Origin of the sequence: uncultured Thermosynechococcus sp. (assembly GCF_937958135.1) — a bacterium.
Taxonomy (GTDB): Bacteria; Cyanobacteriota; Cyanobacteriia; order Thermosynechococcales; family Thermosynechococcaceae; genus Thermosynechococcus.
The window spans coordinates 1-22836 of sequence record NZ_CALGOG010000014.1 but is presented as its reverse complement, the minus strand read 5'-3'; the positions used below and the strand labels follow the sequence as shown (position 1 = coordinate 22836).

Sequence of the window (22836 nt, the reverse complement as noted above, 5' to 3'; positions counted from 1 at the left end):
CAGGGTAGCTACCGTCCCCTTATCGAAGCTCTCATGGATGTTGTCCTTTGCCATCAAATTGCCGATTTTGATACCCTAGGGGCAGCCGTAGGTCTGACGCGTCTGTATCCGGGTACCAAAATTGTCCTGACGGGGGGGACGCACCCCAAGGTGGGGGAGTTTTTGGCCTATCACCGCGATGAGTATCCCCTCATTGAAGCAAGAGCCGTTGACCCTAGCCAATTGCGGCAAATTTGGGTAGTGGATACGCAGTGGCGCCGCCAGTTGGGGCAAGCCGCAGGATGGCTAGACCAGCCCCACGTCCGAATTGGTCTATACGATCACCATTTAGAGGTAACAGGGGACATTGTGCCGCAGCAGCAATGGTTAGAACCCGTTGGCGCCACCAGTACGATTCTCTGTGAACAGTTGCAGGCTAAAAAAATTACCCTTTCCCCGACAGAAGCAACGGTGCTGGCGTTGGGCATTCATGCCGATACGGGTTCTTTGACCTTTGAGCAAACCACAGTGCGGGATGTGCAGGCCCTGGCTTGGCTGTTGAACCAAGGGGCAAATCAGCGGGCGATCGCCACCTATTCCGAGGCTGGCTTGAGTGCAGAGCTGCAACCCTATCTGCGGCAGGCGTGGGCGAATCTCCAGCAAGTAGTTCATCACGGCTACCGACTGGGCTGGGTACTGCTGCACACAGCGGACTATCTCCCTGGACTCTCACGGTTAGTCAGCCAATTGGCGGATCTCAGTGAGTGCGATGCCCTGCTCCTTGGGCATCAGTATCGGCAACATCATCTTGCGATTATTGCCCGCAGCCGCATTCCTAGGGTCAATGTTGCCCATTTGCTGACTCCCCTGGGGGGGGGTGGCCATGCCCAAGCTGCCGCAGTAACCGTTACCACAGACCATCCAGAGGCGCTGCTCGAAAAGCTGTTTGAGACCCTCAAAGAACAAATTCCCCGTCCGCCAACCGCAGCAGAACTCATGTCCTCGCCTGTGCGCACTGTCCGCCCAGAGACCTCCATTGCCGATGCCCACCGCATCTTGCTGCGCTATGGCCATTCCGGGCTGTCGGTGGTGAGTGCAGAAGGGGAACTTCAAGGGATCATTTCACGGCGGGATTTAGATGTGGCGCTGCACCATGGGTTTGCCCATGCGCCGGTCAAAGGCTATATGAAAGCACCGGTGCGCACGGTTTCGCCCACGACACCGTTACCGGAGATTCAAGCCCTGATGGTGCAGTACGATATTGGGCGGTTACCCGTGGTGAATGATCAGGGTGACCTTGTGGGGATTGTTACCCGTACCGATGTGTTGCGCCATCTCTATGCCCTTAGCCGCGAAACGGAAACCGTGTGCCCTTTGCCAGCCTTAAATCTTTACGAAGCTTTACAGGAACGGCTGCCGGAGGCACTGTGGGCACTGCTACAACGGGCGGCGGCGATCGCCAAGGAACAGGGCTGGCAACTTTACCTTGTGGGAGGCGCCGTGCGGGATCTGCTGCTGGCGATCGCCCAGGGGAATTGCCCCTTACCCACACGGGAGTTTGATTTAGTTGTAGATGGGGTGCAACAGGAGGAGGCGGCCGGGGTGCATTTGGCGCAAGCGCTCCATGACCTCTACCCCGAGACGGATTTACAGATCTACGGTCAGTTTCAAACCGCTGCGCTCCACTGGCCGAAGACGTCGGCCCTGGCAGGGTTTGCCGTAGATATTGCCACTGCCCGCAGTGAGTTTTATCCCTATCCGGCAGCGCATCCGGAAGTGGCAGCCAGTTCGATTCGCCAAGATCTCTACCGCCGCGACTTTACCATCAATGCCCTGGCCATGCGCCTTACCCCACCGCGCCACGGCGAGATTCTGGATTTCTTTGGGGGGCAGGAGGATTTGCAGCGGCGGTTGATTCGGGTGCTTCACCCCAACAGTTTTATTGAAGACCCGACACGGATTTTTCGGGCGGTGCGTTTTGCGGTGCGCCTTGGCTTTGACCTAGAGCCGCAAACCCGCCAGTACATCGAATATGCCCTGACAAGCGGTGTTTTTGCCGGCCGCGATCGCCATTTAGGCGCGCCCCGAGGGGGCGATCGCTCCACCTCAAAACGGCCTTCCCTCCAGAGTCGGCTGCGCAATGAACTGCGCTATATTCTGGAACTCCCCCTTGCCCCTGGCGAACACTTTGGCGGTGAGCGTGCCTTAACAATGCTGGCGGAGTTGGGTGCCCTCGAGTGTTTAGATCGCCAAGTCACCTTTGATGCAGCAGCTAAAGAACGCCTAAAATTGGTTTGGGAGTGGTGGCCAGAGGTTCCTGAGCGGCGGGAGTGGCAAAGCTTTCCCCTGTGGGAGCTAGAACTCTTGGCACTGATTGTGACGGTTCCCACCGCAGGGGCGATCGCCCGTCAACTGCAACTGGGGGAGCAGATCTGGGAGTGGCTCGACACTTTTCCTAACTTTCAAGAGACATGGCAGACATTGCGGCAGAGCCAGCAACCCCGCAGTTGCTACTGCAACTTTTTAGAACATCAGCCCCTCCCTCTAATTGTGCTGTTGGCAGCGGTGCAGCAGGCAAAGGGGAGTGAAGCAGCGTTGTCGGATGTGACCCTCTTGCGGGAATATCTCTGGCAGTGGCGGTTGCAAAAGCCCCCCTTGAATGGCCACGACCTGCAGCAGTTGGGCTATGCCCGTGGGCCGCAATTACGGCAGATTCTCCTTGCCCTGCGCTCAGCGATGCTCGATGGCCTTGTCAGCGATCGCCCCAGTGCCATTGCCTATGTTGAAGCCCATTTTCCGAGGTCATGAATTGGTTTCAACCGGTTATTGGTCAGCCAACCGCCGTACAACTGTTAACCCATGCCCTTGAGCGCCAGCGCCTAGCACCCGCCTACCTTTTTGTGGGTCCTGAAGGCGTCGGCCGTGCCCTCACTGCCCGCTGCTTCCTCCACGCCATTCTCGAAGAGGACAGTGACCTTAGCAACCACCCCGATGTCCTCTGGCTAGAACCCACCTACAGTGTGCAAGGGACGCTCTACACCCGTCGCCAACTGCTTGCGGCAAATAAGGAGATTCCCCGCAGCCCGCCTCAACTGCGCTTGGAGCAAATTCGCCAACTCAGCCGTCACCTCAGCCAACCGCCTATGCGCGCCCCGCGATCGCTGGTGGTTTTAACCCAAGCCGAAACCATGAATGAAGCCGCTGGCAATGCCCTGCTGAAAACCCTTGAGGAACCGGGGCGTGCCACGCTAATTCTCATTGCCCCCAGTCCATCGGCTTTATTGAATACAATTGTTTCCCGCTGTCAGCACATTCCCTTCTATCCCCTTAATCGTCAGGATATGGAACAGGTACTGGCACAGGTGGCTCCCCCTGAGTTTTGGCATCAAGTCACTCCCGCCCTGCTGGCTTTGGGAGCAGGGTCGCCGGGGGCAATTCTGCAAGCCTGGCAAACATGGCAAGAAATTCCTGAGGCGTTTCGCCACCTTGGTGAACAACTGACTGCCCCCCTACCTCTACAAACTGCTTTGGAATTGGCACGGGACATCAGCCAGTCCCTAGATGTGGAACGGCAGCTGTGGCTTCTGAGTCTAATGCAGCAGCAACTGTGGCAAGGGGGAGAGTTTCCCCGGTGTGTTTCAATGCTTCAGGAATTGGAGCGTGCCCGCCAGTATTTGCAGCAGTACGTTCAGCCTCGCCTTGTTTGGGAGGTATTACTAATGCAGTGGGGGAGAGTGTGATAGGCTATCAGCAGCAGTTGGAAAAATGACAGGGTCAATCATGGTAAAGCACCAATGGCTGGGAGCCATCGCGATCGCGGTGCTCCTAGGGGGATGCCGGTCGGCCATGGGTCGCTTAGAATCACCGGCAGTTGCCCGTCCAGACCGTGAAGGGGTCAACGCCGATGTGGCTGTGGCACGGTTGGCGCCCTTGGAAGCGGGGGCAACTCTGACGGGTACCACACGCCCCTATCGTGAAGTGATGCTGCGTTCTCAAGTAGAAGGTCAAGTGATTCGCCTTGGGGTCGATGTGGGCGATCGCGTGCAATTGGGGCAATTGCTGGCGGAGGTGGATCCGGTTGTCCTCAAAAACGCGGTTTTTCAAGCAGAGGCTGAACTTGCCGCCCGCCGCAGTGAAGTGATTCAAGCCCAAGCCGCCGTCAACCGTGCCCGTACCGCCGTCGAAGAAGCCCGTCTTACCCTCCAGCAAGCAGAAAGCGATGCCCGCCGCCTTGAAACCCTAGGGCGGGAGGGTGCCGTCTCAGCGCAAGCAGTGGAACAAGCCCGCACAACGGCCCAAAGGGCACGGCAGGTACTGCGCTCCCGCGAAGCAGAAGTGGTGACCGTTCAACAGGGGGTGGCCGTTGCCCAGGGACGGGTGCAAGCCCAAATAGCCCTTGTTCAACAGGCACGGGCACGCCTAAATCAAGCCCTTGTGCGATCGCCCCTGAATGGGGTGGTGCTGGAGCGACTCACCGAAGTGGGCAACCTGCTGCAGCCGGGGGGAGAGATCCTGCGCCTTGGGGATATTCGTCAACTTAAGGTGGTGGTGGAGGTCTCAGAACGGGAACTGGCCAGATTAGCCCCCGCTCAAGGGGCAACCATCACCTTTGATGCCGTTCCCAATCGCACCTACCAAGGTCGGATTACCCGCATTTCACCCGCTGCTGCCGCTGCTCGCCTGATTCCTGTGGAAGTGGGGATTGACAATGCCGATGAACGCTTAGGCAGCGGTTTGCTGGCACGGGTAACTTTCCAAAGAGCCGATGCACCACGCTTGATAATTCCTCAGTCGGCTCTCAGTGGCTTTGAAGAAGGGCGGCTGTCCTCACGCCAGGGCAGTGTTTTTGTGGTGGTGGGCGATCGCGTGCAAGAACGGCCGGTTACTCTCGGCCAACGGCGCGGGGACAAGGTGGAGGTTCTCGGGGGGTTGAACCCCGGCGAGCGCTATGTCGTGCGCGCCAGTCGCCCCCTGCGGGACGGCGATAAAATTCGCCCCAGTATCCTCTCGGAGGGTTAATTGCAGGTTTATTGGCGCACGATCGCCGCTGTTTCATAGGGCTGCCACGAGTGCAATGCCCGCAGCTGGGGGGTTTTCTTCTGCTGGTGAGCTTCCATGCGGACAAGGACATCGTCGAGAATATCCACTGCCAATCCCACATAGGGACCTTTGTTGAGCATGACGCATTCCGCTCGCTCAGCCATGGCCGCATCGGTAATTTCCGCCCGCGAGGGCACGCCTTTTTTCACCAAGTTTTCAAGGACTTGGGTGGCCCACACCACCGGCACATGGGCAGCTTCACACAGCCAGAGGATTTCCTCCTGCATTTCCGCCAAACGTTGGTAGCCGATTTCAACGGCGAGATCCCCCCGCGCAATCATGACCCCAAAGGGTTGCTGCCCCGCTGCTTGGATGATCATTTCTGGCAGTGCCCGAATGGCTTTCGGAGTCTCAATTTTGGCAATGATGCCCATCTGGTCGGCGCGATCGCCACAGTAGTTTTCCAACGCCCGTTGCAGTAGCGCAATGTCCTCAGCAGACTGAACGTAGGAGTAGCCAATGATGTCGGCATGGCGGCAAGCAAAGGCCAGATGCGCGCGATCGCTTTCCGTTAGAGGACACAGGCGCAAATCACTGTCGGGGAAGTTCAAGCCCTTGGCCACTTTGAGGCGTTGCCCCTCCTTGCAGTGGGTAACCGTGAGTTCAACCCCTTGCTCATCTTTGTGAATGATTTGGCCGCCAATGTGGCCATCGTCAATCCAGACCCGCTGTCCCACCGCCAACTGGGGCAAAATTTCCGGCAAGGAGCAGGTAAATTGCGGGATTTCTGTGGCTTCAAGGCAAATTTGCCTCGTCAAGCGCAGGCGATCGCCCCGATGGAGACGCACCATTTCAGGGGCAATTTCCGCAATGCGCGGTTTGGGACCGCCTAGATCCATGAGAATCTTACAGGGTTGACCCGTTAGCTGACTGGCCGCTCGCAGGTGGCCAATCATTGCCTCCCAAGTGGCGGGGTCATCGTGGGCACAGTTGATGCGCGCACAGTTCATCCCCTTGCGCAGGAGTGTAATACTCCATTGCGGATCCGTGGCCGCCTGCGTGGGGAGGGTCACCATAATGCGCACATGGCGTTTGCCGCGAATGGGACCAAAGAGTTCCTCGGTCTGGCGGCGCAGTTGGCGATCGCCCGCAAAAAAAGCCTCTAGAGGGGGGCGAGGGGGCAATGCCTCATGGGTATGGCAAAGGGCGCCTAGGGTGTTAATCACCGCATCCAAATTGGGTAACACCCGTGACTCAATGCGTCCCAAGGAGGATAGTCCCCAGGGCATCAACGCCATTTGAATTGCCCGCAGATCCCGCCAGCGCAAGGCTAAATAGTAGGCAAGATTGCGGGCACTAAGTATAAATTCGGATCGCTTAATTTTTGAGTACCACTGTTGAAAACGGGCTTCCCCCTCTTTAGTAATTTCCTGCCGCAGTTCTAATAGGCTATGGAGCAAGGCAAGAGGTGAAATTGGTACCGTCGGTGCCTCCAGCAACATGACCGCCTCCTGGATAGTTTTTAAGGGATTTCATGACTGGGTTAGGCTCATTGCCCAGCAAGATTTCATAAGGGTTTACAGGAATTTTAATGATTGTTGAAAACCCTGGATTGGTGGCTTAACAATACTCCTCACCGAAAAATCTAAATAAACACTTCTTTACATTAACGAGCTGCAATCGAGCTGAAATGAGTAGTTGTGTAGGAACCCTCGTGTTTTCTGACGCTACTCTATCTATTTTCCAGTATATCTACCGACTTCTTTAGGAGAATCTTAATTTTCTCTGAAGCTAAAGGATTAAGAGTTACTACAAGCGTTGCAAACAGATTTCTCAGTTCTGTTATGTTCTCAATAGAGATGTTGATTGTCTTGCCCTGACCAGTGCCCCTATGGATCGTTATCCCTCGTTACAGTTAGTCAAATACTCCTATGAGTCCGCAGTGGCCTGGTGCCAAGAGCACGGCTGGACAGATCTTTTTATTGAGCAGTACCAGTATTGGGCATTTCCACCGGGGGGAGTGATGCCCTTGCCTTTGCCTGCTGAGGGGCTGCAATTCATCGAACTGCCGGTTGCCCTATCAGCACAGCAACGCCGCCTGCAGATGTTGGCTCTGGCGATCGCTTTGATGACCACAGGCTTGAGTGGCTGGCTTCAGTCTTTGTTTCCACTTGTCGTTGGCTTTAGCTGCTGTACCCTTTTGATGGCGGCACAGGAACCCTAAGGAGAATTCCTGATACACTAAAAAGCCGGCCTGCATACTAGCGCATCCCTTTGATTCATTCATCTTTAGCAGTAGAACCGCCACCTGTTTTGGCAAGCGGGACTCAACTTCACAGTCCCGGTTACTCCTTTAGCTACGAAGTGGTGGGCCCCTGTTGTCGCCTTTTTGATCGCGAGCAGTTGCCGTGGCCCTGTTGTCGCATTGCGTGGCGCAGCAAAGAACCCAGTTGGCGGCGCATTGGCCGGCGGCTTGTCCTCGATAACGCCACAAAACGGCATCCCAGCTATTGGGTACGCCACATTGAAACGGGCGCCATGATGGTAATCACCCTCTATTGGGTGGAGTTAAGCCCTAGCGATCGCCGGTGGTGGTACGGTAAGGGCTAAACTTATTGGGAAGAAATTGCAAAAGCTGACTTGTGGTTTTAGAATATTTGTCAGCTTGAAATTAGGAGAAATTCTCAACTATGCAGAAAGTAAGTCGCCGTGTTTTCCTGGGCATGGGCGCTGCAGCGACCGCCTATGTTGCCCATTCCCTCTGGAATCAAGACGCCGAATCCAGCTATGCTCAGCAGAGACAAACAGGGGAGGTCATCAATGTCTATTCGGCGCGACACTACGACACCGACAAAGCCCTCTACAGCGGCTTTACCCAGCAGACGGGCATCCGGGTGAACATTATTGAAGCGGAAGCGGATGCTCTAATTGAACGGATTCGCAGTGAAGGCAGCCGAACTCCTGCTGATGTGTTAATTACAGTGGATGCAGGTCGGCTGTGGCGCGCCCAAGAGGCAGGAATTTTACAGCCCATTCAGTCCAGGGTTCTCAACAGCGTTGTGCCGGCCAACCTACGGGAGCCGCAAGGACATTGGTTCGGCCTTTCGCGGCGAGTACGGGTTCTCATTTACGATAAAGCCAAAGTGAATCCCGACCAACTCTCCAGCTATGAGGATCTCGCTAATCCCAAGTGGCGGCGGCAGATTCTGACTCGCAGTTCCAGCAATATCTATAATCAATCCCTGACAGGGTCATTGTTGGCGATTCACGGGGCCAAGAAAACGGAAGAATGGGCGCGGGGGCTGGTGCAGAACTTTGCCCGACCGCCGGAGGGAAATGATACCGCACAAATTCGCGCTTGTGCCGCAGGAGTGGGCACTGTCGCAATTGCAAATCACTATTATTTAGCACGCTTAATTGCCTCAGATAAAGCAGAAGACCGGGCAGTTGCTGAGAAAGTGGGCTTATTTTTCCCCAATCAGCGCGATCGCGGTGCCCACGTGAATATCTGTGGTGCCGGTGTGGTGGCGGGGGCCCCCAATCGTCAGGCAGCCATCCGCTTTTTGGAGTACCTCGTCAGTCCCAAGGCTCAGGAAATGTTCGCCATGGCCAACTTTGAGTATCCCGTGCGCTCAGGGGTACCCTTGCATCCGATTGTGCAGCGGTTTGGCAACTTCCGGGGACAGAATGTCAATGCAGCGGTTTTTGGCCGCAATAATGCCGAGGCCCTGCGGATTATGGATCGGGCTGGGTGGCGCTAAGGCTCTAAAATGAGCGATCGCCGCCGTTGCTCCTGCCTGTGTCCTGTCAAGTTATTGCCTACACAATTCTTGTTGGTGCTGCTCTCCTTGACTTTGGCCTTGGCGATCCGTGGGGCTGGCCGCATCCAGTGCGCTGGATGGGAGCGTATATTCAAACCCTCAGCAACACATTCAACTATGGCCAAGGCTGGCCCTTCTGGGGACAACGGTTGGGGGGGGCAGTCCTTGCACTCAGTTTAATCACGGGGTCTGCCCTCATTAGCTGGGGATTGGTCACCTTGGGAATGAGAATCTCGCCCCTTTTGGGCTGGGGAATTGCGGTGGTGGGCACTGCCAGTGGCTTTGCCGGTCGCAGTTTGCGGGATGCAGCAACGGAGGTACTTGAACCTTTGGCTGCTGGCAATCTTGAGGGGGCACGCCAGTCCTTGGCTAAATATGTGGGACGTGAGACTGCTCAGCTAGAGGCGCCGGAGATTCTGCGGGCGGTTCTGGAAACCGTGAGTGAAAATGCCACCGATGGCATGATGGCGCCGCTTTTTTATGGGGCGATCGCCACCCTTATGAGTCCTCAACTCACGCCTCTGCCCCTTGTCATGGCCTATAAAGCCGCCAGTACACTGGATTCCATGATTGGTTACCGCGAGCCGCCCTATACTCATTGGGGCTGGTTTGCTGCCAAAACCGAGGATGTTCTCACCTGGTTGCCCTGTCGGTTGTTAGTTTTTCTGGTTGCCCTCTGTTCCGGGCAGTGGCAGCGGGTATGGCAGTGGTGTTGTCGGGATGCCCCCAAAGATCCCAGTCCCAATTCCGGCTGGAGTGAGTGTGCCTATGCGGCTGCTTTGGGCATCCGTTTGGGGGGCACAAATACTTATCGCGGCACGGTGAAAGTGAAACCCTTTTTGGGAGAACCGCTGCAACCGATTGATCAAACCACCGTGAGGACTGCCCTTCATTTGAGTCGTTGCGTATATTTAATCACTCTCATGATCACAGGGGGGCTGGCTTTGGTGATGAGCGTCCTCTATTGCCGGTGAGAACCACTACAGGAGTCCTTAGTCAGCTCCTCTACGATAAGAGTATTCAGCCCATAGGGGCTAGAGAAAACTGTTCTCTCCACTCACACCAAGGACACCTAAATGCTAAATCAAAAAGGTTTACTCCTCGCTGTTGCTCTCAACCCCACTGTGGGTCGTGCTGTACCTGTAGCTTCCACCCCGATCGGGCAATTACAATCCCCAAGTAATGTACGGGTGCGCCCTACGATTATCGGTAAGGTCAATAAATCTCCTTCCATCTCCTGCGATGAGATTGTAATTAATGCCACACTGCATCCCCCCGGCGGCTTTCCAATGGGTGGTGCTACCGCTACTCTGTCCTCTGCTGGTAATAAGGGTTGTAGTTATAAAATTACCGTTCCCCCTGAGCTACTGGGTAAGAAAGTTTACCTCTGGGGAACCTTCAAAAATCCTTCGCCCCTGTTGTCAATTCAATCCGTGGGATGGCAAAGTCCAATCTCTTTACCTCAGCAGTTAGGAATTTCCCAGAGTTATGACTTTGTAGCTAAGGAAACAGTCATTCATTAAGTCTTAATAAAAGAATTCTGAGAGCGTCACTAGAACTGAGTGGTTTCTAGCCAGTCGAAGATGCGGTCAAGCTGTTCGAGGCTGACCAAGCCATACTGCCAGAGAACAACGGGTAACAAGTTCACCTGCTTATCGCAGTGCTTGAGGCCAAAGTCAATGGCAGCGGTGGGCAGTGCCATCTCCCGCTGCAGGAAGTCAATGAGTCGTGTCCAACGTGGCGTTTTCATAATTCCTAATATCTACCACCCCTTACCCTATATCCTAGGGATTAATCTGAGAAAATGCAACATTTCGTTACAAAGCCACAGAAAACGAAATAATCAGCCTGCTATTCGGTATCCTACCCGGCATTTTGGGGGACACTCTTCCAAAAGACTTCCCCCGCCCGAGGGAACTTAGAGAGCGGATTGCTGAATTATTCGTCGTGGGAAAAACACGCTAAGTAAAGATACTCAACCATCGCTCGCTATACTAAACTCTGATGATTGTTGTTCAAGCTCAGCCCAGAGAGAACAGCAGCCTACTCAGTTGTTTTGCGGATGTGTTCATGACCCAAGCCACCGTTGCCAAACCCCCCATTGCCTGGCCTACGGCGACCTTTATTATTTTTGTTCACCTCGGTGCCCTCCTTGCTTTTTTACCCGGTATGTTTAGCTGGAAAGCAGTCCTGCTGGCGCTTGTGCTTCACTGGCTGACTGCGGGGATTGGGATTACCCTTGGCTGGCACCGTCTTGTCAGTCATCGCAGCTTCCAAGTGCCCAAATGGTTAGAGTATTTCTTGGTTTTTTGTGGCACGCTCTCAATGCAAGGGGGGCCGATTTGGTGGGTTGGACTGCACCGCCATCACCATCTCTACTCAGATCAACCGAATGATCACCACGATTCCCGTAAGGGCTTTTGGTGGAGTCATATTGAATGGATGTTTCGTGAGGTGCCGGCGGAGGCTGAGATTCCCCGTTTCACCAAAGATATTGCTGATGATCCTGTCTATCAGTTTCTTGACAAGTACTTTCTGCCGATTCAGGTGGTCTTGGCCATTGTCCTTTACCTCTGGGGCGGCTGGCCATTCGTGATTTGGGGCATTTTTGTGCGCCTTGTAACGGTCTATCACACCACTTGGCTGGTCAACAGTGCCACCCATACCTTTGGCTATCGCACGTTTGAAACCACGGATCACTCAACCAATTGCTGGTGGGTAGCTCTGTTAACCTTTGGGGAGGGTTGGCACAATAACCACCATGCCCATCAGTACTCCGCACGCCATGGCTTGCAGTGGTGGGAATTGGATCTAACGTGGCTCACGATTCGCTTTTTGCAAGTGCTGGGCTTGGCCACAAAGGTGCGTTTGGTGGATGCACCGGCAGCCTCTTCCCAAGACTAGAGGGCAATGCGGGTTCTCATTCTCGGTTGCGGTTATACGGGAACGTGGTTGGCGCGATCGCTCCAAGCCCAAGGCATTGATGTGGTCATCACCAATCGTCGGGGAGAGGCGCCACCAGAACTCAGCACTGTTCCCTGTTTTCCCTTTGCATGGGAGCAGCAGGGGGAGCAAGTTCCCTTAGCCCCGATCGCCCTTGAGGGAGTCACTCACATCCTCCACAGTATTCCTCCGGATCGCCAAGGGGAGGATGCGGTTGTGCTGGCACTGTTGCCCCAGTTAGAGCAACTCAATCTGCACTGGTTTGGTTATCTTTCGACCACAGGGGTCTATGGCGATCGCCAAGGGGGTTGGGTGGATGAAACCACGCCGGTCAATCCCCAAAATTTGCGCTCACAACACCGCGTCAGAATTGAGCAAACCCTTCTCAACTCGAATCTGCCCACCCATATCTTTCGACTTCCCGGCATCTATGGCCCCGGCGAAGGGCGCAATCCCCTCGCTCGTATTCTCAAGGGCGATGTCCAACTCATTGACAAACCGGGGCACTACTTTTGCCGAATTCATGTGGCGGATATTGTCCAAACCCTCCAGCGATCGCTGGTTCAACCCACGCCCGGCGAAATTTACAACCTCAGTGATGATCAGCCTTCAGAGTCGCTTCCTGTTTTCCTTGAGGCCTATCGTCTTTTGGGTCGCCCCGCCCCGCCAGCTATCCCCTTAGAGGCCGCCAACTTAAGTCCCATGGCTCAGTCTTTCTGGCGCGAATCCCGCCGCGTGCGCAATGAGAAAATCAAGAAAGTTTTAGGGGTTAAGCTCCACTATCCTTCGTACCGCGAGGGGTTAATGGCGATCGCCCGCGAATTAGGTCTTTGAGGTGACTTGCTAGCCCCTTTTAGGGATGGGTACCTTGAATAGCTAGGGGTTCGGTCGCCGTCGCTGGAGAAACTCCGGAATGTCCAGCTTGGGCTTGGCTTCAACCTCTGGTGGTGGCACAGGTGTCTCAGGAGGGGGAGGTGCTGTTGTTAAGGGGCGATTCGTCAGGGGCGTTGTTTTGGCTGTGGCACGGGTGCGGTTTATGGGTTCCCCACTAAATCCGGTAGCAATCACCGTAACTTGAACTTCCCCCTGCATTTGGGGATCAATGACGGCACCGAAGATGATATTGGCGTTGGCATCGGCCACATTATAAATGACCTCTGCAGCAGCATTAACCTCATGGAGGGTGAGATCTGTGCCTCCCGTAATGTTAAAGACCACACCCTTGGCACCCTCGATAGACCCCTCCAGTAGGGGTGAAGAAATTGCACTGACAGCGGCTTCAGTGGCGCGTGACTTGCCAGAGGCAATGCCAATGCCCATCATGGCAGAACCAGCATCGGCCATCACAGAACGAATATCGGCGAAATCCACATTAATCAGCCCTGGCAAGTTAATAATATCGGAAATCCCCTGCACCCCTTGGCGCAGCACATCATCGGCAACGCGAAATGCATCCTGAACCGAGGTTTGCTCGGAAATAACTGAAAGGATGCGGTCATTGGGAATCACAATTAGGGTGTCCACCCGACTTTGGAGGGCTTCAATCCCTTCATCGGCTTGACTGGCGCGCCGCCGCCCCTCAAACGTAAAGGGGCGGGTAACAACGGCAACAGTTAGGGCGCCCTGTTCCTTGGCCACTTCCGCCACAATTGGCGCAGCGCCGGTGCCGGTACCTCCCCCCATGCCACAGGTAATGAAGATCAAATCGGCGTCTTTGAGCGCCGCAGCAAGATCCTCACGGGATTCTTCAGCCGCTTTTTGACCAATCGCAGGATTGCCACCGGCTCCTAAACCACGGGTGAGTTTTTGGCCAATTTGTAGGCAGCGATGGGCTTGGGATTGGGCAAGCGCTTGGGCATCGGTATTCACACACCAGAACTCAACACCGGCGACGTTACTGGCAATCATGCGGTTTACTGCATTGCCGCCGGCACCACCGACACCGATCACTTTGATGCGCGCTGCTGAAGTTTCCACCAAGCTGTCATAACTCCTTAACACATCGGTTGGTGCGCCATGACCATCGTCGTCAGATGCAATGCCTACCTCTCTCTGAACAAAGGAGGTGGAGGCTTCAGAGGGAACCCGTTCTGTAGGCCACAGTTGATCTGACTCCATAACGCAACTGTCTTCACCCATGTATGGGGCAACTATATCATGAACTCTAGCAAAGGCATCGGCAATACCCCACAAAGATAATTCATGAACCTAACTTAGAGGAGAGCGGGCTTTGGCCAAGAGACCATGCTTCGGCGCAAAAATCATCACCAGCAAAAAAATCACTGTTTGTAGGACAACAATACAGCCACCAGTTGACGCATCTAGATAGTAACTAATATAGGTTCCCAGTAAACTGCCGAGGCCGCCCACCCCAAGGGCGATGAGCACCATCACGCCAAAGCGATCGCTCAGCAAGTAGGCGGTTGCCCCCGGTGTAATTAGCATCCCTACGACAAGAATGATACCTACGGTTTGTAGGGCAGCCACAGTGGTTAGGGACAGCAGAGCCAAAAGGAGATAGTATAGCAGCGTCGTATTCAGGCCAATGGTGCGGGCGTGGGTGGGGTCAAAGCAAAAGAGGATGAAATCCCGATGCCGCAGGACAATCGTGATCAGTGTGACGAGGCTTACAATCACGGTTTGCCAGAGGTCGCGATCGCTAATCCCCAAAACATTTCCGAAGAGGATATGCATGAGGTCAACGCTGCTGGCAGTTTTCGAGAGCAACACCAGCCCCAAGGCAAAAAAGCCTGTGAAGACTAGACCGATGACTGTATCCTCTTTAACTCGCGTTTGCTGCTGAATAAATCCAATAAGGGTAACTGCCATCAGACCGAAGAGAAAAGCACCTAGGGCAAAAGGCAGTCCCAGCCAGTAGGCCAAAACTACGCCGGGGAGTACCGCATGGGATACCGCATCTCCCATCAAGGCCCAGCCCTTCAGGGTTAAAAAACAAGACAATACGGCACACACACAGCCCACAAGGGTACTTACCCCCAGCGCCTTGACCATAAATGCGTGTTGCAGTGGCTCCAGTAGCCAAGTGATCATCATTTGTCCCCTAGGCCTGAAAAGTATGATAAGGTGCTGCCAGTACACTCGGAGGGCAGTTCTCGTGGATGGCATTCTGTGGCTGAACCCTTGGTGGACGGGGGTGTTGGTGAATACCTTCCTTGGGGCGATCGCCCTCTTGGTGCGGCAAAAATTACTTACCCTAGCAGGACTCTTCCATGCGTGGCTCTTGGGGGTGCTGATTTGGGGCACATTGGGCTGGCAGGGCTATCTCATTGTCATGGTCTATTTCTTGGTCGGTTCAGCCGTCACCCGCCTCGGCATGGCAGAAAAAGAGGCCGCAGGCATTGCCGAAAAACGCTCAGGGGCACGGGGACCGGAGAACGTCTGGGGGTCAGCCTTCACAGGCACCGTCTGTGCACTCCTTGTTCTGTTGTTTCCCCAATGGCGGGAGTTATTTTGGGTGGGGTTTGTGGCTAGTTTTAGCACTAAGCTCTCGGACACCTGTGCCAGTGAGGTGGGCAAAGCCTATGGCCAACGCACCTTTCTCATCACTACCCTAAAGCCCGTGCCGCGAGGGACAGAGGGCGCCGTCAGTCTTGAGGGAACCTTGGCGGGGATTGGCGGTGCAGCGGTTATTGCTGTGCTAGGCTGGGGTGTGGGCTTGATGGGGGCGATCGCCATCCCCATTTGTATCCTTGCTGCTTTTCTAGCCAATCTTGTGGAGAGTCTAGTGGGAGCAACCCTTCAAGAACGCTATCCTTGGTTAAGCAATGAGGTCGTGAACATCATCAACACAACTGTGGGGGCGTTGGGAGCGATGGGAGTCGTTTTTGCAGGTTCGTAAGCAGATTACTGACACTTGGGGGTTTAACTCTCACTTTTGTGATTTAACCCATTTCTCTAGACTTATCAAATTTTGTCAAATATGAGCAAAATTCTAGATTGGCTTGACTCATTGCTAATTCATGACTCATATCAGCGAACAGTTCGTCGCTGGTTTCGAGATAAAGGCGATAGTACTCTACGGCTTGATTATCCACTTAATGCAGATAGCATCGTCCTAGATGTGGGGGGATACAAAGGAGATTTTTCCGCTCTCATTCATGAAAAATTTAATTGTCGAATCTTCATTTTTGAACCGGTTCCAACCTTCTACTGTATTTGTCAGAAACGGTTTGCCAGTAACCCAAAGATTATTACCTTGAATTATGGATTATCTGATACTAGTAAAACTTCTCAAATTTACATCTCTGAAGATGCATCAAGTTTTTATAAAAGAACTCCAAAGACATTAGGAGAAGTAGAAGTGGCTGAACTACGGGACTGCCCTGCTGTTTTTAAGGATCTTGCTATTGAAAACGTAGATTTAATGAAAATCAATATTGAAGGAGGAGAGTATGATTTATTGCAAAAGCTCATTGACTCCACTCTCATAGAGAAGATAAGATACCTTCAAATTCAGTTTCATAACTTTGTTGAAAACTCGAAGGAGAAGCGCCAAAACTTACGCTCTCAGTTAGCAAAAACTCACGTCGAGATGTGGAATTATGAATTTGTTTGGGAAAGTTGGCGCTTAAAAAGTATTTAAGTTTGGATCTAAAAATAAAAATATGACAAAGCGAGAATTAACTGGTCTTTTTGTCTATCCTGATATTCCGACAGCACAGTTTTTTGATCCGAATGCGTCTCCAGATGGATTGACACAACCTTGGGTTGCTCTGCGGGAGAGGTTTCGTGTTCAAGGCGTTGAACTAGTTGGCCTCGACGAAGGGTGTGACGAGCCGGATTTTGAACTCCATTTGAATGTCCAGTTTCCACACTCCGATGCTCCAAAATTTGTAATTCTTACTGAACATCCATTGATCCATCCAGCCAATGGGCAGAAATGCTTATTGCAGCGCTATCAAACTGTCTTCACTTGGAACCCCGACATAACCATCAAACAGGCTCAGCGAATTCAATTACCTCACCCATTAAAGGTAACAGGTGGTGTAGATGGTTATGGAGAGCGGTCTCAGCTAGTGGTTTTAATTAACAGCAACAAGGCTCTAGCTTGGTGGGCACCCCATCGAGATCTGTACCGCGAGCGAGTTAGAGCGATTCGCTGGTTTGAGCGCTATGCACCACAGGACTTTGCCCTGTATGGTTATGGTTGGGATCGATCAGCCCGACAGCCGGTGGTTGGGGGGATCATTCACGCCCTAGAAAAACGGCGGTTCCGCCGACCATCCCCTCCGTTTCCATCTTGGCGGGGCGTTGCACCTACAAAAGCTGAAGTGTTGAGGCAGTCCCGCTTCTCCATTGTTTACGAAAACGCCATTTTTCGCGGTTATGTCACAGAGAAAATCTTTGATGCCTTTTGTGCCGGCAACGTGCCGATCTATTGGGGGGCACCAGACATTACCGAGTACATTCCTAAGGCCTGTTTTATTGACCGCAGAGATTTTTCTTCCTACAAATCTTTATACAACTTTCTTAAAACAATGTCAGAAGAAACCTATAGAGGCTACCAGCAGGGGATTTGGGATTTTTTGCACTCTCCTCAAGCAGAACGGTTTTCCATTGCTTACTTTGTGGAGACCATCGTTTGCAGCATTTTGGCTCAAGTCAGCGCTATTCATAAATAGTCAACAGTCGAAATAATGATCATCGTCAATCTGATAGGCGGCTTAGGCAACCAAATGTTTCAGTATGCTGTGGCAAGGTCGCTGGCAATCCGCAAGAAAGTCCCTCTGTATCTGGATATTTCCCCCTACAGAACCTATAAAAAGCATCAGGGATTTGAGCTAAAGCGCATTTTCAACTGTGCTGGCGAAATTGCTACTGCTGCCCACATTCGATCGGTGTTGGGGTGGTGTGCCCTGCCAGGGATGGGAGGACTTGCCCAACAGCAGTCTGCCATCCGCCGTTTTCTATGTCCGCAACTGATTGTTGAACCCCATTTTCATTACTGGCCCAAAATTTGGGAGATTCCCGACAAAGCCTATCTTGTTGGTTACTGGCAGTCAGAAAAATACTTTCAGGAAATTGCTGCCACTCTGCGCCAAGACTTTACTTTTTGCCAGCCCCTTTCTGAGGTAAATCAAGATTGGCTCCAAAGAATCAAAGCCTGCAATGCCGTAAGCATCCACATCCGCCGTGGTGACTACGCTTCAGAAAAAGTAACGCGGAACGTGCATGGCCTGTTACCCTTGACCTATTACCACAGGGCAATTAGATACTTGACAGAGCAACTGGAGGAGCCAACCTTTTTTATCTTCTCCGATGAAATTACTTGGGCAAAGGAACACCTCCGCCTTCCGGCTTCTCACTACTTTGTGGAGCACAATTGTGGCGGTGAAAGTTATAATGACCTGCGACTTATGAGTGCTTGCAAACACCATATCATTGCCAACAGTACCTTTAGCTGGTGGGGGGCTTGGCTATGCTCTTCTCCCAGCAAGATAGTCATTGCTCCTCAGCAGTGGTTTGCCATCAAAGGCAAAAACACTGAGGATTTGATTCCCAACAATTGGTTAAGGATGTAGTCTAATGGCTCCCACAGTCTCGGTAATCTTGCCAGTTTATAATCAAGCTCGGTACATCGGAGCAGCTGTTCAGTCAATTCTTCAGCAAACCTACCAAGATTTTGAACTCTTGATTCTGGATGATGGTTCAACGGATGGCTCTGCCGAGGTGATTGCCGCTCATATTCAAGGCAACCCCAAGGTGGCGTTTCTGAGTCGTGACCACCAAGGGCTGGTGCCGACACTCCACGAACTTCTTGCCCAAGCAAAAGGAGACTATGTTGCCCGCATGGACGGGGATGACATTGCCCACCCTGAACGTCTAGAGAAACAATTAAAGTGGATTCACCAATATCAATTGGATATTTGTGGAACATTTCTTACCCTCACCGGACAGGGGCGAGGACTGTGGCGCTATCCAATTTCCCATGAAGGTTGCGAGGTGGAGCTGCTATTTGGTGTCCCTTTTGGTCATCCTTCTGTGGTTGCTAAAAAAGAAATACTCAACTCCCTGCAGTATCTTCAAGGTTTTCTTTGTGAAGACTACGACCTATGGCAGCGAGCGTGGGCAGTAGGCGGAAAGATGGGTAATGTTCCAGAACCTCTCCTGATGTATCGGATTCATCACAGACAGAGATCGCGATCTGATCGCAGAATTATGATTTACCAATCCAGTTGCATTCGACATCGTCATTGGGAAGCTTTACTGCAGAAAAAGCTAGGCTGGTCGGCAGAGCAGGCAAGAGTGACCAATGCTCACCCTTGGACATGGTGGCGTGCTGCTCAGTTGCTAAGGCAGGCCTATCAAGATTCTGAAGCCAGAAAGCGTTTAGGAACAGCGGGGCTGTTTCGCTGGTGTGCTCATGAACTGGAGCTTGCTCTAACACGGCTTGGATCACCTTTGGCAAAAGGCGTTTCCCGATGTTTCTAAGTGTGATTATTCCAACCTACAATCGGTTACCCATTCTCCAGAAGTGTGTTAAGGCAATTACAGAACAGACTTGGACAGAGGATATTGGCCTGAGGGGCTATGAGGTGATTGTCGTGGACGATGGCTCGACGGATGGCACACTGGCATGGCTTCAGGTAACTACTGCCTCACTGCCCCATTTGAAATACCTGCAACAGGAGCACTGCGGTCCAGCAGCGGCGCGCAATTTAGGTCTGCAACATGCACAAGGGGAATGGATTATTTTTATTGATAGTGACTTGGTGGTCACTGCAGGCTTTATTGAGGCACATCTGCGACGGCTGCTTGAGGAAAAGAAACGTTTGGGCATTGCCGATCTGCTGGCTGTTCCTGCTTTTTCCTATGGTCGCGTGATTAATACCTGTAATTTTGAAGAACCAACTTCAGAGCCATATAAGATCACTGATTTTTCAGCGGCTTATTTTGCGACAGGGAATGTAGCGATCGCCCGCCATTGGCTAGAAGAGGCAGGTTTGTTCGACACTCAGTTTCAACTTTACGGCTGGGAAGACTTGGAACTAGGGGTTCGCCTAAAGCAATTGGGGTTGCGACTACTCAAATGCCCTAAGGCCGTCGGCTACCACTGGCATCCCCCCTTTACTCTCGATCAGGTTCCGGCGCTAATTCAAAAAGAAATCGAAAGGGGAAAAATGGCCGTTTTATTCTACAAAAAACATCCCACTTGGGAAGTCAGGCTCATGATTCAAATGACCCCCTTTCACTATTTCCTCTGGGCAGTTTTATCCCTATGGGGAATCCTCAATGAAAAAACAATGGCTCCCCTTCTTCAATGGCTTATCCGCAATAATCGCCCCCGAGCTGCCCTTGAAGTGGCTCGCATCTTTTTGAATTGGTATAATGTGCAGGCAGTTTATTCAGCCTATCGAGAGCAAGTACTTGGGCACCACTGAACCTGTGTGCAGAGATGCTAACCCTCTCCCCTGAGCTAAAAGCCCGCGTGGCACCCCCTTTACAGATTGGGTCTCTCACCCTGCACAGTCGGGTGTTTCAGTCTCCTTTAGCGGGGGTAACTGACTTGGTGTTTCGGCGCCTGGTGCGCCGCTATGCCCCGCACTCAATGATGTACACAGAGATGGTCAGTGCTTCCGGGTTGCACTATCTGAAAACACTGCCCCGGATTATGGAAGTGGATGCTAATGAGCACCCCATTAGTATTCAGCTCTTTGACTGCCGGCCAGATTTTTTGGCAGAGGCAGCCCTCAAGGCCGTGGCCGAAGGTGCCGATACCGTGGACATTAACATGGGATGTCCTGTGAATAAAATTACCAAGAACGGCGGCGGTTCCTCCCTGCTGCGGGATGTGAAACTAGCAGCCACGATTGTGCGCACCGTCTCAGAAGCTGTACCAGTACCGGTTACTGTGAAAACGCGGATTGGCTGGAGCGACGAGGAGATTAATATTCTCGATTTTGCCAAAGCAATGGAAGACGCTGGCGCAGCCATGATTACGGTTCATGGGCGCACTCGTGCCCAAGGCTTTAACGGCCCCGCCCGCTGGGAGTGGATTGCACGAGTGAAAGAGTGCGTCAGGATTCCCGTGATTGCCAACGGTGATATTTTCTCCGTAGAGGCGGCGGTGCGCTGCTTGGAGCAAACGGGGGCGGATGGAGTGATGTGCTCGCGGGGAACAATGGGCTATCCTTTCTTGGTGGGGGAAATTGATCACTTTTTGAAAACCGGGGAACTGCGGCCTGCGCCAACGGTGGTGGAGCGTCTGCAATGTGCGCGGGATCATCTTATTGCCCTTTGGGAATACAAGGGGGAACGGGGCATTCGGCAGGCGCGTAAACATCTGACGTGGTACGCCAAGGGCTTTGCGGATGCCGCAGAACTGCGGAGTGAACTCTGTCGGATTGAAACTCTAGAAGCGGGTTTAGCCTTACTCGATGCAGCAATTGAGCGCTTGCAGAGATCTGCAGAAAGGGAGGCGATCGCCGCCTAAACTAACCTAAACTCGTGAGAAAAAATTTTGATTTTTGTAAAGACTTCATAAAAACTTTCTAGAAATCAGCCTCCAGGACTCAGGGGGTATAATGAAAATGAAGGTGTAGGTGTAAGCACCGCAAAAAAGCTGAGGGGGCTGAGCCTACAAGAATATAGCTGAGTGTGGCTTATGAGCCAAGCTTTCTAGGTGTAAGTTTTTCATCCGTTTACAGTTTTGCAGTTAGTAGGTTCTTGCGAGTTAGAAATCGCGATCGCGAGAAGGAAAAGGCGATCGCTAAACAGTGCTGCATGCTTAATTGAGGAATACGCTTATGAACTGTACACGTTACACAGAACTGCCCGAAGTGGCATGGGAAGGATTTATAGGGGGCGATTGGGTTAAACGCATTGATGTGCGCGACTTTATTCAACGCAACTATACCCCCTACACCGGGGATGGCTCTTTCCTCGTAGGGGCGAGCGATCGCACCCAGCAACTCTGGGCAAAAGTGCGCGACCTGATGGCACAGGAGCGAGAAAAAGGTGTCTTGGATGCCGATACCAGCGTCCCCTCTTCGATTACAGCCCACGCACCGGGCTACATCGATCGCGAATTAGAGCAAATCGTTGGTCTGCAAACCGATAAGCCCCTGAAACGAGCCATCATGCCCTTTGGTGGCATTCGCGTGGTGGAAACCGCCCTCAAGGCCTATGGCTATGAGTTAGATCCGCGCACGAAGGAAATCTTCACCAAATATCGTAAAACCCACAACGATGGGGTCTTTGATGCCTATACTCCCGAAATGCGCCGCTGCCGTAAATCGGGGATCATTACAGGCCTGCCGGATGCCTATGGTCGGGGTCGGATTATTGGCGACTATCGCCGCGTCGCTCTTTATGGGGTGGATCGCCTAATTGCCGACAAACAGGCTCAGCAGGCCTCCCTAGAAGTGGATGTCATGGACGAAGAAACCATCCGCCTGCGGGAAGAACTTTCTGAGCAAATCAAAGCCCTCAAGGAACTCAAGGAAATGGCCGCCAGCTATGGCTTTGATATTTCGCGGCCTGCGGCCAATGGCAAAGAGGCGGTACAGTGGCTCTACTTTGGCTACCTGGCTGCTGTCAAAGAACAAAATGGCGCCGCCATGTCCCTGGGGCGGGTTTCAACGTTCCTTGACATCTACTTTGAACGGGATTTGCGCCGTGGCACTGCCACAGAAGCCGACATCCAAGAGTGGATTGACCACTTTGTGATGAAACTGCGGATGGTACGCTTCCTGCGCACGCCGGAGTACAATGAACTCTTCTCTGGCGATCCCACCTGGGTCACGGAATCCATTGCGGGAATGGGGCTGGACGGTCGCCCGTTGGTGACGAAAACCAGTTTTCGCATCCTCAATACCCTCTACACCCTAGGTCCTGCTCCTGAACCCAACTTGACGGTGCTGTGGTCGGAAAACTTGCCGGAGGCCTTCAAACGCTTCTGTGCCCAAGTTTCGATTGACACCAGCTCCATCCAGTACGAAAACGATGACTTGATGCGTCCTTACTGGGGCGATGACTATGCGATCGCCTGCTGCGTGTCAGCAATGCGGGTCGGCAAACAGATGCAGTTCTT

The 22836-nt window shown here is 52.9% G+C and carries 22 protein-coding genes; 18 read left to right on the top strand and 4 right to left on the bottom strand.

The annotated features are described in order from the left end of the window. Positions 1 to 33: 33 nt before the first annotated feature. From Q0711_RS01530 to Q0711_RS01520, 3 genes are read left to right on the top strand one after another with little or no spacing between them, the layout of a single operon-like run. On the top strand, positions 34 to 2787 hold the full coding sequence (locus Q0711_RS01530; RefSeq protein WP_366519077.1) for a CBS domain-containing protein: 2754 nt from the start codon (positions 34 to 36) through the stop codon (positions 2785 to 2787). Continuing rightward, a complete protein-coding gene (locus tag Q0711_RS01525; RefSeq protein ID WP_298612295.1) occupies positions 2784 to 3719 on the top strand; it encodes a DNA polymerase III subunit delta' in 936 nt (311 codons plus the stop codon). Before Q0711_RS01530 ends, Q0711_RS01525 begins: the two co-directional genes overlap by 4 nt. Before the next feature lie 40 nt (positions 3720 to 3759). Then, the gene (locus tag Q0711_RS01520; protein WP_298612298.1) at positions 3760 to 4998 is read left to right on the top strand and encodes an efflux RND transporter periplasmic adaptor subunit; all 1239 of its coding nucleotides are present in this window, start codon (positions 3760 to 3762) and stop codon (positions 4996 to 4998) included. 8 nt (positions 4999 to 5006) lie between these two features. On the opposite strand, the gene Q0711_RS01515 is transcribed toward Q0711_RS01520, so the two are convergent. Continuing rightward, entirely contained in the window at positions 5007 to 6521 is a 1515-nt protein-coding gene (locus Q0711_RS01515; RefSeq protein ID WP_299041394.1) for a pyruvate kinase, read from the bottom strand. Between the two features lie 389 nt (positions 6522 to 6910). Between Q0711_RS01515 and Q0711_RS01510 the strand changes: the two genes are divergently transcribed. The 5 genes from Q0711_RS01510 to Q0711_RS01490 all read left to right on the top strand — a co-directional run bounded on the left by Q0711_RS01510 (position 6911) and on the right by Q0711_RS01490 (position 10363). After that, a complete protein-coding gene (locus tag Q0711_RS01510; protein WP_298612304.1) occupies positions 6911 to 7243 on the top strand; it encodes a hypothetical protein in 333 nt (110 codons plus the stop codon). A gap of 89 nt (positions 7244 to 7332) precedes the next feature. Further along, entirely contained in the window at positions 7333 to 7629 is a 297-nt protein-coding gene (locus Q0711_RS01505; RefSeq protein ID WP_298612307.1) for a hypothetical protein, read from the top strand. Between the two features lie 80 nt (positions 7630 to 7709). Beyond that, complete coding sequence (locus Q0711_RS01500) at positions 7710 to 8780, top strand: Fe(3+) ABC transporter substrate-binding protein (protein WP_298617359.1); 1071 nt, start codon at positions 7710 to 7712, stop codon at positions 8778 to 8780. Positions 8781 to 8818: 38 nt separating this feature from the next. Then, a complete protein-coding gene (gene cbiB, locus Q0711_RS01495) occupies positions 8819 to 9814 on the top strand; it encodes an adenosylcobinamide-phosphate synthase CbiB (RefSeq protein WP_298614869.1) in 996 nt (331 codons plus the stop codon). Positions 9815 to 9916: 102 nt separating this feature from the next. Next, positions 9917 to 10363, top strand: coding sequence for a hypothetical protein (locus Q0711_RS01490; RefSeq protein WP_298617361.1), 447 nt, complete (start codon positions 9917 to 9919; stop codon positions 10361 to 10363). A 29-nt stretch (positions 10364 to 10392) separates the two neighbouring features. Here the strand turns inward: Q0711_RS01490 and Q0711_RS01485 are convergent, their stop codons facing one another. Beyond that, positions 10393 to 10590, bottom strand: a complete 198-nt coding sequence (locus Q0711_RS01485) for a DUF2949 domain-containing protein (protein ID WP_298614864.1) — start codon at positions 10588 to 10590, stop codon at positions 10393 to 10395. A gap of 320 nt (positions 10591 to 10910) precedes the next feature. On the opposite strand from Q0711_RS01485, the gene Q0711_RS01480 reads away from it, so the two are divergent. Next, positions 10911 to 11744, top strand: coding sequence for a fatty acid desaturase (locus tag Q0711_RS01480; protein ID WP_298614872.1), 834 nt, complete (start codon positions 10911 to 10913; stop codon positions 11742 to 11744). 6 nt (positions 11745 to 11750) lie between these two features. Then, entirely contained in the window at positions 11751 to 12617 is an 867-nt protein-coding gene (locus Q0711_RS01475) for an SDR family oxidoreductase (RefSeq protein ID WP_299041389.1), read from the top strand. A 42-nt stretch (positions 12618 to 12659) separates the two neighbouring features. On the opposite strand, the gene ftsZ is transcribed toward Q0711_RS01475, so the two are convergent. Both ftsZ and Q0711_RS01465 read right to left on the bottom strand, forming a co-directional pair. After that, positions 12660 to 13901: a cell division protein FtsZ gene (gene ftsZ / locus Q0711_RS01470; protein ID WP_298614860.1), complete on the bottom strand. Its 1242-nt coding sequence runs from the start codon at positions 13899 to 13901 to the stop codon at positions 12660 to 12662. Between the two features lie 90 nt (positions 13902 to 13991). Further along, on the bottom strand, positions 13992 to 14837 hold the full coding sequence (locus Q0711_RS01465) for a metal ABC transporter permease (protein WP_298614858.1): 846 nt from the start codon (positions 14835 to 14837) through the stop codon (positions 13992 to 13994). 22 nt (positions 14838 to 14859) lie between these two features. On the opposite strand from Q0711_RS01465, the gene Q0711_RS01460 reads away from it, so the two are divergent. The 8 genes from Q0711_RS01460 to Q0711_RS01425 form a co-directional block, all read left to right on the top strand. Then, positions 14860 to 15642: a TIGR00297 family protein gene (locus tag Q0711_RS01460; RefSeq protein WP_366142497.1), complete on the top strand. Its 783-nt coding sequence runs from the start codon at positions 14860 to 14862 to the stop codon at positions 15640 to 15642. Positions 15643 to 15723: 81 nt separating this feature from the next. Next, positions 15724 to 16386 carry an FkbM family methyltransferase gene (locus Q0711_RS01455; RefSeq protein WP_299041387.1) on the top strand — a complete coding sequence of 221 codons (663 nt, stop codon included), beginning with the start codon at positions 15724 to 15726 and terminating at the stop codon, positions 16384 to 16386. Positions 16387 to 16408: 22 nt separating this feature from the next. Continuing rightward, entirely contained in the window at positions 16409 to 17425 is a 1017-nt protein-coding gene (locus tag Q0711_RS01450) for a glycosyltransferase family 10 (protein ID WP_299041384.1), read from the top strand. 54 nt (positions 17426 to 17479) lie between these two features. Next, the gene (locus Q0711_RS01445; protein WP_298614849.1) at positions 17480 to 18325 is read left to right on the top strand and encodes an alpha-1,2-fucosyltransferase; all 846 of its coding nucleotides are present in this window, start codon (positions 17480 to 17482) and stop codon (positions 18323 to 18325) included. A gap of 4 nt (positions 18326 to 18329) precedes the next feature. Further along, positions 18330 to 19235 carry a glycosyltransferase family 2 protein gene (locus Q0711_RS01440; RefSeq protein ID WP_299041381.1) on the top strand — a complete coding sequence of 302 codons (906 nt, stop codon included), beginning with the start codon at positions 18330 to 18332 and terminating at the stop codon, positions 19233 to 19235. Further along, on the top strand, positions 19226 to 20185 hold the full coding sequence (locus Q0711_RS01435) for a glycosyltransferase family 2 protein (protein ID WP_298614843.1): 960 nt from the start codon (positions 19226 to 19228) through the stop codon (positions 20183 to 20185). The genes Q0711_RS01440 and Q0711_RS01435 overlap by 10 nt, the downstream gene beginning before the upstream one ends. Positions 20186 to 20199: 14 nt before the next feature. Next, entirely contained in the window at positions 20200 to 21237 is a 1038-nt protein-coding gene (gene dusB, locus Q0711_RS01430) for a tRNA dihydrouridine synthase DusB (RefSeq protein ID WP_298614840.1), read from the top strand. 313 nt (positions 21238 to 21550) lie between these two features. Then, positions 21551 to 22836 (top strand): pyruvate formate lyase family protein (locus Q0711_RS01425; RefSeq protein WP_299041379.1); only part of this gene is annotated, 1286 nt, incomplete at its 3' end.